The 15,192-nt window shown below is 41.6% G+C and carries 11 protein-coding genes; 5 read left to right on the top strand and 6 right to left on the bottom strand.

What is annotated here, in order from left to right:
• Positions 1–600 precede the first annotated feature (600 nt).
• From AC37HE_RS05210 to AC37HE_RS05185, 6 genes are all read right to left on the bottom strand, one after another.
• Positions 601–1,113, bottom strand: a complete 513-nt coding sequence (locus tag AC37HE_RS05210) for a DUF4252 domain-containing protein (RefSeq protein WP_500781728.1) — start codon at positions 1,111–1,113, stop codon at positions 601–603.
• A gap of 2 nt (positions 1,114–1,115) precedes the next feature.
• Entirely contained in the window at positions 1,116–1,661 is a 546-nt protein-coding gene (locus AC37HE_RS05205) for a PG0215 family putative anti-sigma factor (protein WP_500781727.1), read from the bottom strand.
• Positions 1,651–2,157 carry a GFO_1088 family ECF-type sigma factor gene (locus tag AC37HE_RS05200; protein ID WP_500781726.1) on the bottom strand — a complete coding sequence of 169 codons (507 nt, stop codon included), beginning with the start codon at positions 2,155–2,157 and terminating at the stop codon, positions 1,651–1,653. Before AC37HE_RS05200 ends, AC37HE_RS05205 begins: the two co-directional genes overlap by 11 nt.
• 89 nt (positions 2,158–2,246) lie before the next feature.
• A complete protein-coding gene (locus AC37HE_RS05195; protein WP_500781725.1) occupies positions 2,247–3,479 on the bottom strand; it encodes an ROK family protein in 1,233 nt (410 codons plus the stop codon).
• Positions 3,480–3,633: 154 nt separating this feature from the next.
• On the bottom strand, positions 3,634–5,226 hold the full coding sequence (locus AC37HE_RS05190) for a SusD/RagB family nutrient-binding outer membrane lipoprotein (protein WP_500781724.1): 1,593 nt from the start codon (positions 5,224–5,226) through the stop codon (positions 3,634–3,636).
• A gap of 17 nt (positions 5,227–5,243) precedes the next feature.
• Complete coding sequence (locus tag AC37HE_RS05185) at positions 5,244–8,600, bottom strand: SusC/RagA family TonB-linked outer membrane protein (protein WP_500781723.1); 3,357 nt, start codon at positions 8,598–8,600, stop codon at positions 5,244–5,246.
• A gap of 674 nt (positions 8,601–9,274) precedes the next feature.
• Here AC37HE_RS05185 and surE point away from each other — a divergent pair.
• From surE to dnaN, 5 genes are all read left to right on the top strand, one after another.
• Entirely contained in the window at positions 9,275–10,036 is a 762-nt protein-coding gene (surE, locus tag AC37HE_RS05180) for a 5'/3'-nucleotidase SurE (protein WP_500781722.1), read from the top strand.
• A gap of 11 nt (positions 10,037–10,047) precedes the next feature.
• Positions 10,048–10,338 (top strand): hypothetical protein, encoded by a 291-nt coding sequence (locus AC37HE_RS05175; protein ID WP_500781721.1) that lies wholly within the window; start codon positions 10,048–10,050, stop codon positions 10,336–10,338.
• Positions 10,339–10,456: 118 nt separating this feature from the next.
• Entirely contained in the window at positions 10,457–11,584 is a 1,128-nt protein-coding gene (lpxB, locus tag AC37HE_RS05170; RefSeq protein WP_500781720.1) for a lipid-A-disaccharide synthase, read from the top strand.
• 46 nt (positions 11,585–11,630) lie between these two features.
• The gene (gene gldG, locus AC37HE_RS05165) at positions 11,631–14,042 is read left to right on the top strand and encodes a gliding motility-associated ABC transporter substrate-binding protein GldG (RefSeq protein ID WP_500781719.1); all 2,412 of its coding nucleotides are present in this window, start codon (positions 11,631–11,633) and stop codon (positions 14,040–14,042) included.
• Positions 14,043–14,171: 129 nt separating this feature from the next.
• A partial coding sequence (dnaN, locus tag AC37HE_RS05160; protein ID WP_500781718.1) for a DNA polymerase III subunit beta occupies positions 14,172–15,192 on the top strand: 1,021 nt, incomplete at its 3' end.

The following is a 15,192-nucleotide window of genomic DNA, read 5'->3' as shown; positions in this document are numbered from 1 at the left end:
TTTACACAAAAATAAGTTTATTTTGAATGAATCCATATAGCACTGGTTGTTTCCCTCAAAAAACAAAATTGATTCCAGTGAATCACCAACAGGAATGAAAGTAGAAAATTTTTCAAACATCAGGTTGTCCTTGTTATCTGAAGTTGGAGGGTTGTCCCGGAACTTGAAACTTAAAACTTGAAACTTGAAACTCAGAAAGGACTTTCAGGCAAAATTGATTGGGAAGGTCAGAAATTGGCAGGCAAGAGAGCAGAATGTTGTTGAGGAGTGGAGTTTCCTGTAGGAAGGTGAAAAATTCCTGCAATGGAACGAAAAGCTTGTTCAGGAAGCAATTTTGTTGAAAAACTGAGCTTTTTGCCTCTTTTTTGAACAACTTGCTTGAATTTTGGATAATTTGTCTTAAAAAGTTTACAACTTGCTTGATTTTAGGGAAAATCCTAACATTTTCAGGGAAATTGCCTCTTAAAGAGACCTTTTTCTCACAGAACAAGGAACTTTCTCACAGAACAAGGAACATTGACTGATTTGGGAGAAAGTGGAACGACAAAACCGGACTTTCTCTGCCGTTGAGCATTTTGTCCGGTTTGTCGCATTTTGCGGCTAAGGCTTAATATCCAGGTCAAGAGCCCCGGTAATTTTACCGATGTTAGCCGGATCAATTACCCCTTGAATACTGATGAGTGTATTGTCGTCACCCCCGACAATGAGGAGTAGTTCCGAGAATTTACCGTTATCTCCTTTGCGGGCATAAAAGCGAACAACTTCATCTTTTTCGGTAATCTCCATCAGCGATTCATACCCGTTCTTTTTGAAGAAACTGTCGCCTTCCATTTCCTTGTAAAAGTCGAGCGATTTATTGAGATCCTTGTCTTCAACGGTTAAAATGCGAATGCCTTTCAATTGCGAAATCATATCGGCTTCATCTGATTTGCCATCGGCTTGTGCTGCAAACGACAGTAAGGTTCCGCTGATATTAACTGTTGTCATGCCTTTGTTATTGGCATATTTTTCAAATAATTTATCTACCGGGCTTTTTTGAGCCATCCCGTAAAAGGGGATCAGTACTAAAACGACGAAAAGTACGCGGTACCAGATTTTTAAGCTTGTTTTCATGGCTATTGTTGTTTAAGTTTTTCATTAATTATTTTCAGATCTTCTACCTTTAAGAATCCTTTATTGACCTGTTCCATACCATCGTCGAGCGGTTTTATGGCTTCGTTGACTTTTTCAACAGGTTTTAATTGATTCATTCCCAGTTGATATTTAGCTGCAACAAATTGCAGTGTTTTGCTTGCTTCGGCATATGCCACGTTCGGATCGGTAAAGGTGTCTTTCCAGTTTGCTTTGTTTTGTTGCGAGTTGAAGACCAATAGCGCAATGATTAGTATGGCTGCGATTGAGCTAACGGTTTGCCACAAATAGCGCAACTTCTTCTTCTCTTTATGCTCATGTTCGAGGATGAAATCCATTAGTTCATCTTCCGTTGGCGCTTGGTTGTTGTGCTGTAACTGGTTGAGGCTGCCAAAAAGTTCCCGGTATGGAAGAAATTCGGCATCAATCTCTGCTGAGCTGAAATAAGCCTGCAACTCCTGTTCTTCATCCAGGCTGCTTTGCCCTTCGAAGTAACGATCCAGTAATTGTTTGATGCGATTATTTTCCATAATTCTCCTTGATTAACTCGTCTCTAACTCTTTTGCGGGCCCTTGACAGGTTCACGCGGATGGCATTTACCGTTAAGTCCGTCATTTGCGCAATCTCTTCGTACTCATATTGCTCAATATCGCGTAGGTGCATCACTGTTCGCTGAATATCGGGCAAGTCGCGGATTAATTTTCGAACCAGTAAAGCTGATTCCGACAGCTCAATTTCTTGTTGTAAATCTTTACTTTCGGTCGCTTTCTGTTTCAAAAAATCGTTTTCAGCCAATATTGGCTTCTTCGCTTTAAACAAATCCAAACAGCGATTGCGGGTCATGCGCATGGCAAATGCTTCCATGTTGTCGACCTGTGCCAGCTGATCTTTTTTCTGCCACAATTTCAGAAACACGTCCTGAATAATGTCGCGTGCCTGCTCTTCGTCGTGCAGCAATTGCGAAGCAAATCGCATCAATTTACTGCTTAAAGGAAGCACCTTGGTTTTAAATTCGCTGGCTAGCATTCGCTCGTTTGTTTTGTTTCACTCAAATTTATGACGAGTGGAGCGAATTTTCATTACATGGGAGGGATGATTTTTTTTGAAGGAATTTTTTAGAGGATGCTGTGGGATGTGGTGAAGAGCTTTTTAAACACCATAACTCCGGTCCCTTTCAAACCAGAATGTTCAGCTAATTCGGAGATTTCAAGTTTTACGTTTGACAGAATATTTTCGAGGCAATACTGATGAAGGGTTTGCTGAATGGTAACCAGTAGGTGTTGCTTAGGAACTGTAAGGGGACCACTTAAAAGAATCAGTTCCGGATTGTACAATTGAATAAGAATGGATAATCCCCAAGCCAGGTTTTTACCAAGCTTGTTAATTAGGTTGATGGACAATTCATCACCTTTCAGGGCACTTGTGATGACGTCTTTCACCGTAAGTTCATCAATCCGACTGTTGAAATCATTCGTTAACTGAGAAATCGTTTCGGCAGCGATTGCCTGTTTGGCCAGATTTAATAGATGTCGGGCGCCGGCTATTGTTTGTAAACATCCTCGTTTACCGCATTCACAAAGTTCACCATCCTCGACAACACGAATGTGACTGAATTCTCCGGAACAACCGTTACTACCTGCAAAAATTTCACCATTGATAATCATCCCTAGACCGAGTCCCCAGCTCCAGTTGATGACCAAGGTGTTGTGCGTATTTTTAGCTTTGCCAAATACAAATTCACCAAGCGTCTGCATACGGGCATCGTTTTCAATGTAAGTGGCAAGTTTGAAGTGCTTGGAAACTTGTTCGGCAATGTTTCTGCTTTTCGGATTCTTAATGGTTTGGTTCAATCCGTTTCGTGGATCGATTAAGCCCGGCATACAGATGCCGATAGCATGAATTTTGGATTCTATAATGCCCGACTCTGTCTGCAATTGGTTAAAAGCCAGATCTAGCTTTCCGATAAAGTCGGGATCGTCAATATTGGTACTGAACTCGGCAATGTTACTTGAAAATTCGTTGAGGCAATTTAAAAGAACAGCTTTTGCTTTGTATTGATCCATTTCAACAGCAAGGATGTAAAAGGCGTCCCCGCTTAAACTGTACAATACCGGTTTTCGGCCTCCGCTGGATTCGCCCGTCCCGGTAATAAAGGCCACATTTTCCTCAATCAGTTCATTTAAAACGGCCCTGGCAGATGGTAAGCTGATGGAAAGCTTTTTGCTCAGGTGTACAGCCGATTGCGGGCTTTTTTTGTAGAGCAACCGAATGATCTGCATGCGCAGATTGTGCCGCTTTAATTCACTTAATGCTTGGTTCTGAGGATTTTTAATTGATTTTGCAGACATGGGTTTACGCTAGCTATGCACAAAAATACTGAATTATTTTCTTTTTATGATAGTCTTTCTATTATGGTGAGTTAGATGGTAGTTTCGTAAGGAAAACAAAAAGGTTCCGGCATAAAACCGGAACCACTTTTGATATTTTGAGGCAGATAACATCTTAGTTTACATCCCAAAAGATTTTTGTATCACGGGTATCTTGAGCTTGTACAGCCTGATAATTCGTGCTGTTGTAAGAGCTCTCGTCTGACGGATACAATAAGCGAGTTGGAGGGGTTTCATACCCAACCAGAGTTGCATCAGGGAATGTTAACGCAGGATAGCCAGTACGACGGTATTCAGACCATGCCTGGATAGACTGTAAAAATCCGAAGTGTAACCACTTTTGTGTGTAGATTTTCTCCAGTTTTTCGGCACTTGTACCTGTGTATGCAGCATCTGTATTCGTTGCAAAATCTTCAACTACTGAATCTGCTGGTTTGTCAACTGTGGTTAGTCCGGTTGAGTTCAGATTATTCAGGTAGTAATAGAAGCTAACCGATTGCTCCACAGCTTTGGTATAAGCTGCTTCGGCGTCGCCGCCTCCCCATCTTTCGTAAGCTTCTGCTTTCAGGAAGTTGACTTCTGAAGCTGTAATTACGATTCCAGGAAGTTGCGGGTTTTGCAAGAAGGTCGTTGAGTCAAGGATTGAAAAGTTCATGTAGTTGTTATCAATCTCAGTTGACGTATAGGTAATCGGCATTGCTGCATAGTCAGCATTCTGTACGAATGTGCCATTGGTTGTTTTACCGTATTTGTCAAACATGACCGGAATACGAGGGTCATTTGTTGGCAACATCACGGTATTCAACATGTAATCCGGTGCGTAGTGACTTGGTAACTCAGTTAACGCACTGTTCAGGTTGTTTGTGTAGTCAGTCAATGGCTGCAATAAGATATCGCTGCTTTCCGGATCGTAATCAGCTACATTGTCTCCATCAACCAATGGGTAGGTGCTTGGATCGTTCAGCATAGTCGAAATTTCTTGTTTTGCTGTCGATTCATCAACATTTGAAATACGCATCAACAAACGCAAACGCAATGAGTTGGCATAACGTTGCCATTTGCTTACACTTCCGCTAAGCATGATGTCGTATTTTGAAAAAGTTGCCGATGTAGATGCAGAACCGAAGTAGCTGCCAATCTCTTTCAATTCAGCAATGAATTCAGTGTAAAGAGCTTGTTGATCATCAAAGGCAGCATTGTCAATCACACTGGTCGTTTCCAAACTTCCGGCTTCGCTGTAAGGAATATCTCCCCACATGTCAACCATTTTAGAAGCCTCGTCAATCAATACTAATTTACCGGCATTCATGAATAGGTCCATGTTTGCCTGTTCTGTTTCACCTAATGCGTCGTAAGCCACTTCCATTGCTTTGTAGGTGCTCAACACGCCACTTCCGTTGCTGTTAGCAACATAGAAGTTGTTCCAGTATTGTTGTGTGTAGCTTGTCGACTCTTTATACTTGCCGCTTGAGTTTGAAAAGAAAGCAGTTTGTGTGTAAACAGCCGGTTGCATCAATAAGAAAGTACGAACGTTCCAATAGTTAGGACGAACACGGTCGTTGTTCAACATACGGGTGAAAAATCCGGGAATGCTGGCCTCAGTCGATTTCTCAGGGTTGTTGTATCGCGCTTCCAGTTCATCAGTACATGCTGTCGCCATCAGTACCATTGAAGCAATAAGCGTATATAATAAAAATCTGTTTTTCATGTGTGTAAGAATTAAAATTAGAAACTTGCATTCAATGAGATACCGAAGCTTCTTGATGCAGCAGTTGAACCTACATCGATACCTTGAGACCACCATTTGGATCCCAGTGGAGCTTCAGGATCTAAGTTTTCCAGTGTTCTCCAGATGTAGAACAAGTTGCGACCTACCAATGCTACACGCAGGTTGTTCAGGTGCATTTTCTCTGAAATCTTAGTAGGAATTTTGTAGCCCAAAGTAACTTCACGCATTTTGATGTAGCTATTGTCGAAGATAGCTCCTTCACGGTTCCATGTAGCACCACCCCAGTCGAAGGTGTTCATGTAGTAGGTGGCTGCATCAACAACCTTCGTGTTCTTTTCTCCTGTTGATTGAACAACACCATCCAGTAGAACTCCATCGTCGTAAGTAACTCCGTCTTCAACGTAAGTTAAACCTCCGTGTGCTGCATCGCGGTATTGCATAGAGTTTTCAAGCAACCCTGCACCACGCATATATTTCATACTCGGAGAGATCATTTTTCCACCAATGCGGTAGTCGATCGAGAAGTCCAGTGAAAATCCTTTGTATGATAAGGTGTTGGAAAGACCACCAACGGCATCAGGCATAATGTTACCGGCTTTTACATATTTTGATTGGTCGATAACGTATAGACCATTATCGTTGATCAAATTGTTTCCTTCGCTGTCTTTTGCAATGTCGTATACATAAACATTACCTAAACGTTCCCCTTTTCCGGCTACCAGTTTAATGGCTGACTGCTCAGCAGTGTAGAATACAATCTCGTCGATTCCCGGAGACAAGCTGTTAACTTTACTTCTGTTTACAGAATAGTTAAAGCGAACATCCCATTTGAAACCGTTTTTGAAGATTGGTGTACCGTTGATAGACAGTTCCAGACCAGAGTTGCCGATTTCACCAACGTTAACCAATTGGCTTGATGCACCAACAGATGCAGCAGTTGATAATTGGAGAATCTGATCTTCGATTTTGTTGTTATAGTAGCTTACGTCAAATCCTAAACGGTTATCCAGGAATTGAGTTTCCAAACCGAATTCGTATTCTTTTTTGCGCTCTGCGTTCAGGTTCGCGTTACCATAGCTACTGCTTAATGCCAATTGAGGAACTGATCCGTTAATTGTTTGCAGTGAGCTTTGTGTATAAGAAATGTTTGACTCATACATTGGAGGTGCATTACCTACGACACCGTAAGAAGCACGGAATTTACCGTAGTTGAAGAATGCCGGTAAATTCAATACGTCGCTGAAAATAACACTACCGTTTACTGATGGGTAGAAATAAGAGTTGTTTGCAGAAGGCAATGTTGAAGCATATTCCTGGCGGGCTGTACCTTCCAGAAACAAGAAGTTTTTATAGCTCATGCTTAACATACCCAAGTAAGCATATTTCAACATTTCTTTACGCGTGTAGTTTGTCGACAATACGCCGTAAGAGTTACTTAAGCTGAACCAGTTTTCAGTTACCAAACCACTTGTCGTAGATGAGCTTTCATCTTTGTAGCTCTCATCACGTGATTGGAAACCTCCGCTAACTGATAAGTTAAATTTATCGTTGAAGTTTTTGTTGTAGTTCAACAAGAAGTCAGTATAAAGAACTGAGTACTGGCCACTGGTTACATTGTAACCACCTGTACTGCTGCTGGAACTGTTGTAAGCAGTAGGATACTCTGTATATTGTTTTTGTTCTGAACTGGCACCGGTATAGTCACTACCAACACGACCACGGAAGTGCAGGTTCTTAACGATATCCCAGTTCATTGTAGCGCTACTGATTAAACGGTTTTCAGTTTCAACATATTTGTTTTTCATCTGCTGCCAGAAGAAATCCAACAAGTTTGTTGCACGCATTGAATAAATAAATGCGTCTTCAGTACGTTCGCTGCCGTATGTTGCATATTTATAGCCTTCAGCAGTTTGGAAACGTTGCTTCATTAATGACATGTCTTCAGTACGGCTAAAGAAACCACTGAAAGAGCCAAGCACCTGTCCTAACTGGTATGGACGGTTTGTGGTGATTGTGTTAATGTAGTTTGCGTAAACATCAAAGCTTAATTTGTCGCTCATTTTTAATGAACTTGTTAAGCCGAATGTGTTTTTTTGTTGGTTACTGCCTTCCTGGGTTCCTTGGTAATCCAGACGAGAAGCAGTAAAACGGTAGTTCAATTTTTCGGTGTTGTCCGAGATTGCAACGTTAACATTTGATGTTAAGCCTGTACGATAGATGTCTTTGTAGTTGTTCTTACGGGCTGTGTAGGCACGTGTTGAACCGTCCCACCAGGTCACCATACGTCCATCCATTTTAGGACCGAAACCACCATAAGCACGGAAGTAAGGGCGAACTCCTGACGGTGATGAAGAATCTTCGATCCAACCTTCTGCAGTAGCACCCAATGCTAAGTTGTCGGCACGGTCGTAACCAGGACCATATACATTTTGGAATTTAGGCGTATAAGCAACTTCTTCAACAGATAAGTTGTAGTTTAAGTCAACTCCAAGACCTTTTTTCTTTGTTCCTTTTTTAGTGGTAATTACGATTACACCACTGGCAGCATCAGAACCGTAAAGGGCAGTTGCACTGGCACCTTTCAAAATGTTCAGACTTTCGATGTCGCTTGGGTTGATATCCAAAGCCCCGTTACCACGAATACGTTGGTCATTCCAATAGTTGTTGTTATTGGCACCGCTTGCTCCGTATTGAGCATCATTACGGATTACAACACCATCAACAACATAAAGTGGTTGCTGGTTGTAGTTCAGTGAGTTGATACCACGAATCTGAATGTTACTGGCACTGGTCGCACCACCGGGAGCAGTTGTGATTTTTACCCCGGAAGCTTTACCGTAAAGCGCAGATGCAAAACTGGTTGATCCAACTTCATTCAATTGTTTAGAAGAAATTGTACTCATGGCATATCCAAGCTCACGTGCCTGACGTTTGATACCCATTGCAGTTACAACGACTTCGTCAACCTGCTGAATGTTTTCAGCCATAACTACTTTAAATGTAGTTTGCTTTCCTACTGTGATTTTTTGAGTTTCGTAACCAACGAATGAGAATACCAATACGCTGCTTTCGCTGGGTACTTCTAATTTGAAATTACCGTCAAAATCGGTAATCAATCCTTTTGAAGTTCCTTCGACTGCAACGGCGACACCAATCAATGGTTCTCCGCTTTCATCGGTCACTGTACCACTGACTAGTATTCCCTGACTTTGCTCTGTTCCGGCGAGATCTGTTTTGTTGGCCGGACTGCTTGCTTGTGCATTCGTGATAGCACATAATCCCAGGACCACCATCATTAGTTTTAATGATCTTTTCAGACCACAATGAGGGGATCGTAACAAGGTTCTTTCCATAAAAATTGAATTAATGTTTGTAGTTCACTTTGCTTGAAAACTGTTGTAATAACTGAGCGTGTTTATATAGTATGCGTTCTGGCGTTTCGAAGGATGATGAGGCGAGGTCGTTCCGCATTATACGGATTGAATTCAGCTCCTTTTGTCCTGAGAATTTGGTTTCTGATTCTTGCTTCCATCATATTTCAATTAAATTTTATTAACGATCTCGGAACAATATTAAGGAAAATTTGCATTTAGAAATCAAACTTTAGAAAAAAATTTCAAAAGAAAATCTCAAAGAAAAAAATAAAATCAAACTATATGTTTTAAATTAGCCTTTATTGATGAGCTTTTTCGTCAATTGGAGATGCTATGTTTTTTTGGTAATGTGTTGTTTGGCAGTCGTTAATGCATTACGTTGTAGAAATGGGGATGTTGCTGTAATTTATGATTAATAAAAGATGCTGTTGTCTTTTATTTAATTTTGATTGTTTAAGCATTTTTTAACAAAAGGCTTTGCTTTTCGATTTTTTTTGTTGCTTTTGATTGATTAGTCCTGTTAAAATAAACGAAATGATGGATCGGGAAGGCGATAATTGCGTTTAGTCCTGGCAATTTATTTTCATCGTATTCAAAAGGGGTTTTTGGTTCATTCCTCTATCTTTGTCTCCATAAATGAAAAATCCTGATAGATGAATGATCGTCCATTGATTCTGGTTACGAATGATGATGGTATTTATGCCAAAGGTTTAAAAGAGCTGACAGAAGTAATGCGGCTGTTTGGCGATGTTGTGGTTATTGCACCTGAAGCAGCTATGTCGGGTATGTCGAATGCGATTACAACCGGCAAACCTTTGCGCGCAAGTAAGTTGGAGGAAGAGGAAGGCTACACGGAATATAAGTGCAGCGGAACACCTGTCGACTGTGTGAAGATGGGTTTTAACCAATTGCTCGACCGGCATCCCGACTTTGTTGTTTCCGGTATTAATCATGGTGCTAATACTTCGGTAAGTGTGGTCTACAGTGGAACGATGGGAGCTGCAATGGAAGGTTGTCTGCATGGTGTTCCTTCAATCGGTTTTTCGCTTTGCGATTACGATGCGGATGCCGACTTTACCCGTGCAAAAATGTGGGTAGCCCGGATTTTTCAAGCTGTTGCCGAGCATGGAATTCCTCATTTCACCTGCTTGAATGTTAATATTCCGAAAGGGGAAGTTCGCGGTATTGAAGTGTGCCGTCAGGCTGCGGGAAAATGGGTTGAAGAAATGGAAAAAAGAACCGATCCGCACGAAAAGGATTATTACTGGTTAAGCGGATTCTTCAAAAACTTTGAACCTGATACGCCGGGAACTGATATGCATGCACTCGAAAATCAACACGTATCAGTGGTGCCGGTAACGGTAGATATGACCTGCTACAACACCTTGGAAAAAATGAATAACTGGAGGTTTTAACTTTTACCGGAATGAAAAGGAATAGAAATAAATTAGTCTGGGGATTTTTCCCGGCTTTGATTTTACCTCTTGTTGTTTTTGTCGTGCTCTACTTCATCAATAAGAAAGATGTCAGCCTGATGGAATACTTGGAAACCCTGTGGCATTTAGGGGCCTTGTTGAAGATTCTTAGTTTATGTGTATTACCGAACCTATTATTATTCCTGCTTTTTTACCGACTTAAATATGATTTGGCAGCTCGTGGGGTGATTATGGGAACTCTTGTTTATGCCTTGCTGGTGATGCTGTCCAAAGTATTTTAGTTGGATTTTCTTTAAAGGATGTAGAATTAGAAGTTCTCTTTTATTTTCTATTCAACTTAAATTATGGCTCTTTCAACTTTAAAAATTACATTTGGAAGTTTTCTTGCAAAAGCGCTTTATGAAATACTTCTTTATTGCCGGCGAAGCGTCGGGTGATTTACATGCTTCAAATCTGATTCATGAATTGGTTAAGGCTGATCCGGATGCTGATATTCGCGGCTTTGGAGGCGACCTGATGGAGCAGGCCGGAATGAAGCTTTATAAGCATTATCGCGAAATGGCTTTCATGGGATTTATTCCGGTTTTGATGCATTTGCGCACGATAAAACAGAATTTCCGCTCTTGTGAGGATCGCTTACTGCAGTTTAACCCCGATGTTTTGATTTTAGTTGACTATCCCGGTTTTAACTTGAGAATAGCCGAATTTGCCAAGTTTGTTGGCATTCGGGTCTATTATTATATATCGCCGAAAGTATGGGCATGGAAGTCGGGGCGCGTTAAGAAAATTAAGGAGCTGGTGGACGAGATGTTTACCATTTTCCCTTTCGAAACCGAATTTTATGCCAAACGGGATTACCACAAGGTCAATTTTATAGGTAATCCGATAATGGATGCGGTTGAGGGGCATAAGGTCGATAAAAATGTGGTACAATTTTGTAAAGAGAATAATCTATCCGATAAGCCCATTCTCGCTTTAGTGCCGGGGAGCCGCATGCAGGAAATTAAAGCGCTGTTGCCCCGAATGCTGAAAGCTGTTAATTCGATTACCTCTCACCAGGTTGTGGTAACTGCCGCTCCTGGAATTCCCGACCATGTTTACATTGGGTTAGTGACGGGCTATCATGTGAATGTATTGCGCGATAAAACCTACGAGGTCCTTCAAATGGCCGATGTTGCTGTGTTGGCCTCAGGAACCGTTACGCTTGAAACTGCCGTGTTAGGCTGTCCCCAGGTTGTTTGCTACCGAATGGCAGGAGGGGCTTTGTTTTTTGCGATTGGTAAATTTGTTTTGAATATCAAATGGGTTTCGTTGGTGAATATTATTTTACAGCGAACAGCAGTGAAAGAATTGTTGCAGCATCATTGTACGGCCCGAAATATTCAAAAAGAGCTGAACCGGATTTTGAACGATACAGCTTACCGCCAACAAATAGAAGATAGCTATCAGGAATTGAATGAGAGCTTAGGCGGGCCGGGAGCCTCGGTGCGTGCTGCTCAAATGATTGTTAAAAAGCTTCGGTCGTAAACCGACTTTTTTTATCTTCGCTCATCTTCAAATCAACCCGCAAGCTATGTTTAGTCTGTTTCGGAAAGAAATTACCAGCTTCTTTGGATCTATTACCGGTTATTTAGTAGCCTTTGTTTTTCTGATTGCCAATGGGCTTTTTTTGTGGGTTTTCCCCGGAAACTACAATTTGCTCGAAAGTGGCTATGCTTCGCTAAGCCCTTATTTTTCGTTGGCGCCCTGGATCTTTTTATTCCTGATTCCGGCTCTTACGATGCGTATGTTTGCCGAAGAAAAGCGACTGGGTACTTTGGAAATCTTAATTACCCGTCCGTATTCGCTCCTGCAACTGGTTTGGGTGAAATACCTGGCTGCTTTATTTTTAGTTGCTGTTTCATTACTGCCTACGCTCATCTATTTTTATTCGATTTACAGTCTGGGCGACCCGGTTGGTAATTGGGACAGCGGTGCTGCCTGGGGCTCATTTATTGGCTTGTTTTTACTGGCTGCCTTGTATGTGGCTTTGGGGCTTTTATCCTCGTCGTTAACTGATAACCCGGTATTTGCATTTATTACAGCCCTGTTTTTGTGCTTCTTCTTTTATTCGGGATTCGACTTTGTGGCAGCCATGAATATTCCGGTTGATGTAAAGGCATTTTTTACAAACCTGGGGATTAGTGCTCATTACGACTCGGTTAGCCGGGGAGTTGTCGACTCGCGCGATGTGCTGTATTTTGTTTTGGTAACAGGTTTTGTACTGGTGGTTACCAGCTTGCTTTTACGTCGAAAACAGCAAAAGTTGAAAAGACAACTGAAGAAAACCCTCATATTGGTCATCGTGATGCTAGTCGTATCGGCCATTGGCTCACATTGGTTTTTCCGGATCGACCTGACGACCGAAAAACGCTATAGTCTTTCTCCTGTTTCGAAAGAACTATTAGCAAGGCTGGATGCTCCGATTAAAGTAGATTTGTATCTCGATGGAGATTTGCCACCTGGTTTTCGTCAACTGCAAAAGGCTATCGAAGAAAAGGTTCAGGATATGGATGCCTGGGCTGCTCAACGAATTCAGTCGGAGCTGCGCGATCCTTATGATATTACCAATACAGACCAACGCAATAAATTATTCAATCAACTGGTCTCCCTGGGGATTAAACCAACTGATCTGAGACAAAATAAAGATGAAGGAACGGTAACCAAGTTAATCTTTCCGGGTGCTGTAATTCGTTACCGGGATATGGTCATCGGTGTGAATTTGTTGAAAAACAACCCATCACTTCCTGCCGAAGAAAATCTGAATAATTCAATTGAAACGCTCGAGTTTGAATTGATGAATGCCATCAAACAACTTTTGCAGGGACAAAAGGATGAAGTTGCTTTTTTAACGGGACAAGATGAATTAAGTGAGCCTGAAACCTGGGATATACGGCGAAGTTTATCTGAGAATTTTAGGGTGACCAGAAAAACTGCTGAGCAACTTTTTCAAACGGATACACTGCCGAAAGCAGTTATTATTGCTGATCCTTCGAAGCGGTTTGGAGAACAGGAAAAGTTTTATTTGGACCAGTATGTGATGCGTGGTGGTAACCTGATGTGGTTGATTGATCCGGTACAGGTAAGCCTGGATAGTTTGAGTCGGGGAGAGACAACAATTGCCTTTCCACGCGATCTCAATTTGATGGACCAGCTGTTTAAATACGGCGTTCGAGTTAATCCCGATTTGGTGCAGGATGTCGAGTGTGTTCTGATTCCGGTTAATACCTCACCGGTGGCTTCGCAGCCTAAATTTACGCCTGCGCCCTGGTATTATTCGCCTTTGTTAACTCCGGCGGAAGATCATGTGATCAGCCGAAATTTAAATCGGTTGAAGTCTGAGTTCGTCAGCTCAATCGATACGGTAGGCCGAAACCCGGAAGTGCATAAGTCGATAATTTTGCATACCTCCCTGTATGCGCGGAAAGTTGGAACACCAGAAGAAATTAGCCTGCAAAGTATCAATAGTCCACCTGCACGTGAACTGTTTCATGTGCCCAATATTCCGGTTGGGGTTTTATTGGAAGGAGAATTTCCTTCTGTTTTTACAAACAGGCTTACCAAGGAGTTTAATCCCCTTGGTATTCAGGTTGAAACCAAATCGAAACCGGCAAAAATGATCGTTTTAGCTGATGGTAGTTTAATTGCCAACAAGGTGTCGCGGCGTGACGGAAAAATTAGAACACAGCCCTTGGGATATGACGAATATTCGCAGCAAACCTTTGGTAATAAGGCCTTTTTGTTGAATGCCGTGAACTACCTTTGCGACAACTCAGGAATCATGGAACTGCGGTCCCGGGTATTTAAAATCCGCTTGCTCGATAAAGTCCGTTTACGCGAGGAGAAGACCTTCTGGCAAATACTCAATGTTGTGGGACCTTTGGTTATCATTCTCTTATTCGGCCTGATCTTTTATTTTATCCGAATAAAAAAATACCGTGGTTAATTACTTTGTATAAATTGTGAATATTAAATTCAGGGAAACCAAAGCAAAGTTTGTATATTCGTGTATTCACGCGGTGGAGATTCAGAAATCCGCAATTTTTAAGGTAAGTAAAACTAAAAGAAAATATCAATGAAATTTGTTGTTTCCAGTACCGAATTACTCAGTCACTTGAATGCAATCAGTAAGGTGATTAGTTCGAAGAATACATTACCCATCCTGGATAATTATTTATTTCAGCTGGAAGATAACCGTTTGACGGTTACCGCTTCAGATTTGGAGTCAACACTAATTACCAGCCTCGAGTTAGATAATGCTGAAGGCAATGGTAATATTGCCGTTCCGGCGAAGCTGCTGAACGATACGCTTAAGGAGTTTCCCGATCAACCGTTGACTTTCAAATTCGATCTGGATACTTTTGGCATTGATATTTATTCTGAAAACGGAAAATTTAGCATTGTTGGACAAGATGGTGACGAATTTCCGCAATTGCCGGAGCTGAACGAAGAGGCTGCTGCAACAATTCAGGTACCTCACGATGTGTTGCAAAATGGTATTCAGCGTACCTTATTTGCAACTGCCGACGATGAACTACGTCCGGTGATGAATGGTATTTTCCTGGAACTGGGAACCGGTGATTTGACATTTGTTGCATCGGATGCTCATAAACTGGTGCGTTACAAACGTAGCGATGCTCAGGCCGAAGTTGAGTCATCATTTATTTTGCCTAAAAAGCCGGCTGCTTTATTGAAAAACCTGTTGGTGAAAGAAGATTATGATGTGAAATTGCAGTTCGATGAAAAGAACGCTTTTTTCACTTTGAGTAACTTCAAATTAATTTGCCGTTTGGTTGAAGGAAATTACCCGGCTTACAATTCGGTAATCCCAACCAATAACCCGAACAAAATGACGGTTGACCGTTTGGAATTCTACAATACCATTAAACGTGTTTCGGTATTTGCGAACCAAGCCAGCAACCTGATTAAATTTCATATTCAGGATAGCCAATTAGTGATTTCAGCACAGGATGTTGACTTCTCAATCTCGGCTGTTGAGCGCATTAAATGTCAGTACGAAGGAGAAGAGATTGAAATCGGTTTTAAATCGACCTTCCTACTGGAAATTCTTTCGAACATTACTTCTTCGGAAGTTC

The sequence above is a fragment of the Mangrovibacterium sp. genome (genome assembly GCF_059905295.1).
This window is presented reverse-complemented; position numbering and strand designations above follow the sequence as displayed.

Coding starts and splice junctions, on each gene's coding strand:
- AC37HE_RS05210 (WP_500781728.1), bottom strand. CDS start 1,113: ATGAAAACAAGCTTAAAAATCTGGTACCGCGTACTTTTCGTCGTTTTA.
- AC37HE_RS05205 (WP_500781727.1), bottom strand. CDS start 1,661: ATGGAAAATAATCGCATCAAACAATTACTGGATCGTTACTTCGAAGGG.
- AC37HE_RS05200 (WP_500781726.1), bottom strand. CDS start 2,157: ATGCTAGCCAGCGAATTTAAAACCAAGGTGCTTCCTTTAAGCAGTAAA.
- AC37HE_RS05195 (WP_500781725.1), bottom strand. CDS start 3,479: ATGTCTGCAAAATCAATTAAAAATCCTCAGAACCAAGCATTAAGTGAA.
- AC37HE_RS05190 (WP_500781724.1), bottom strand. CDS start 5,226: ATGAAAAACAGATTTTTATTATATACGCTTATTGCTTCAATGGTACTG.
- AC37HE_RS05185 (WP_500781723.1), bottom strand. CDS start 8,600: ATGGAAAGAACCTTGTTACGATCCCCTCATTGTGGTCTGAAAAGATCA.
- surE (WP_500781722.1), top strand. CDS start 9,275: ATGAATGATCGTCCATTGATTCTGGTTACGAATGATGATGGTATTTAT.
- AC37HE_RS05175 (WP_500781721.1), top strand. CDS start 10,048: ATGAAAAGGAATAGAAATAAATTAGTCTGGGGATTTTTCCCGGCTTTG.
- lpxB (WP_500781720.1), top strand. CDS start 10,457: ATGAAATACTTCTTTATTGCCGGCGAAGCGTCGGGTGATTTACATGCT.
- gldG (WP_500781719.1), top strand. CDS start 11,631: ATGTTTAGTCTGTTTCGGAAAGAAATTACCAGCTTCTTTGGATCTATT.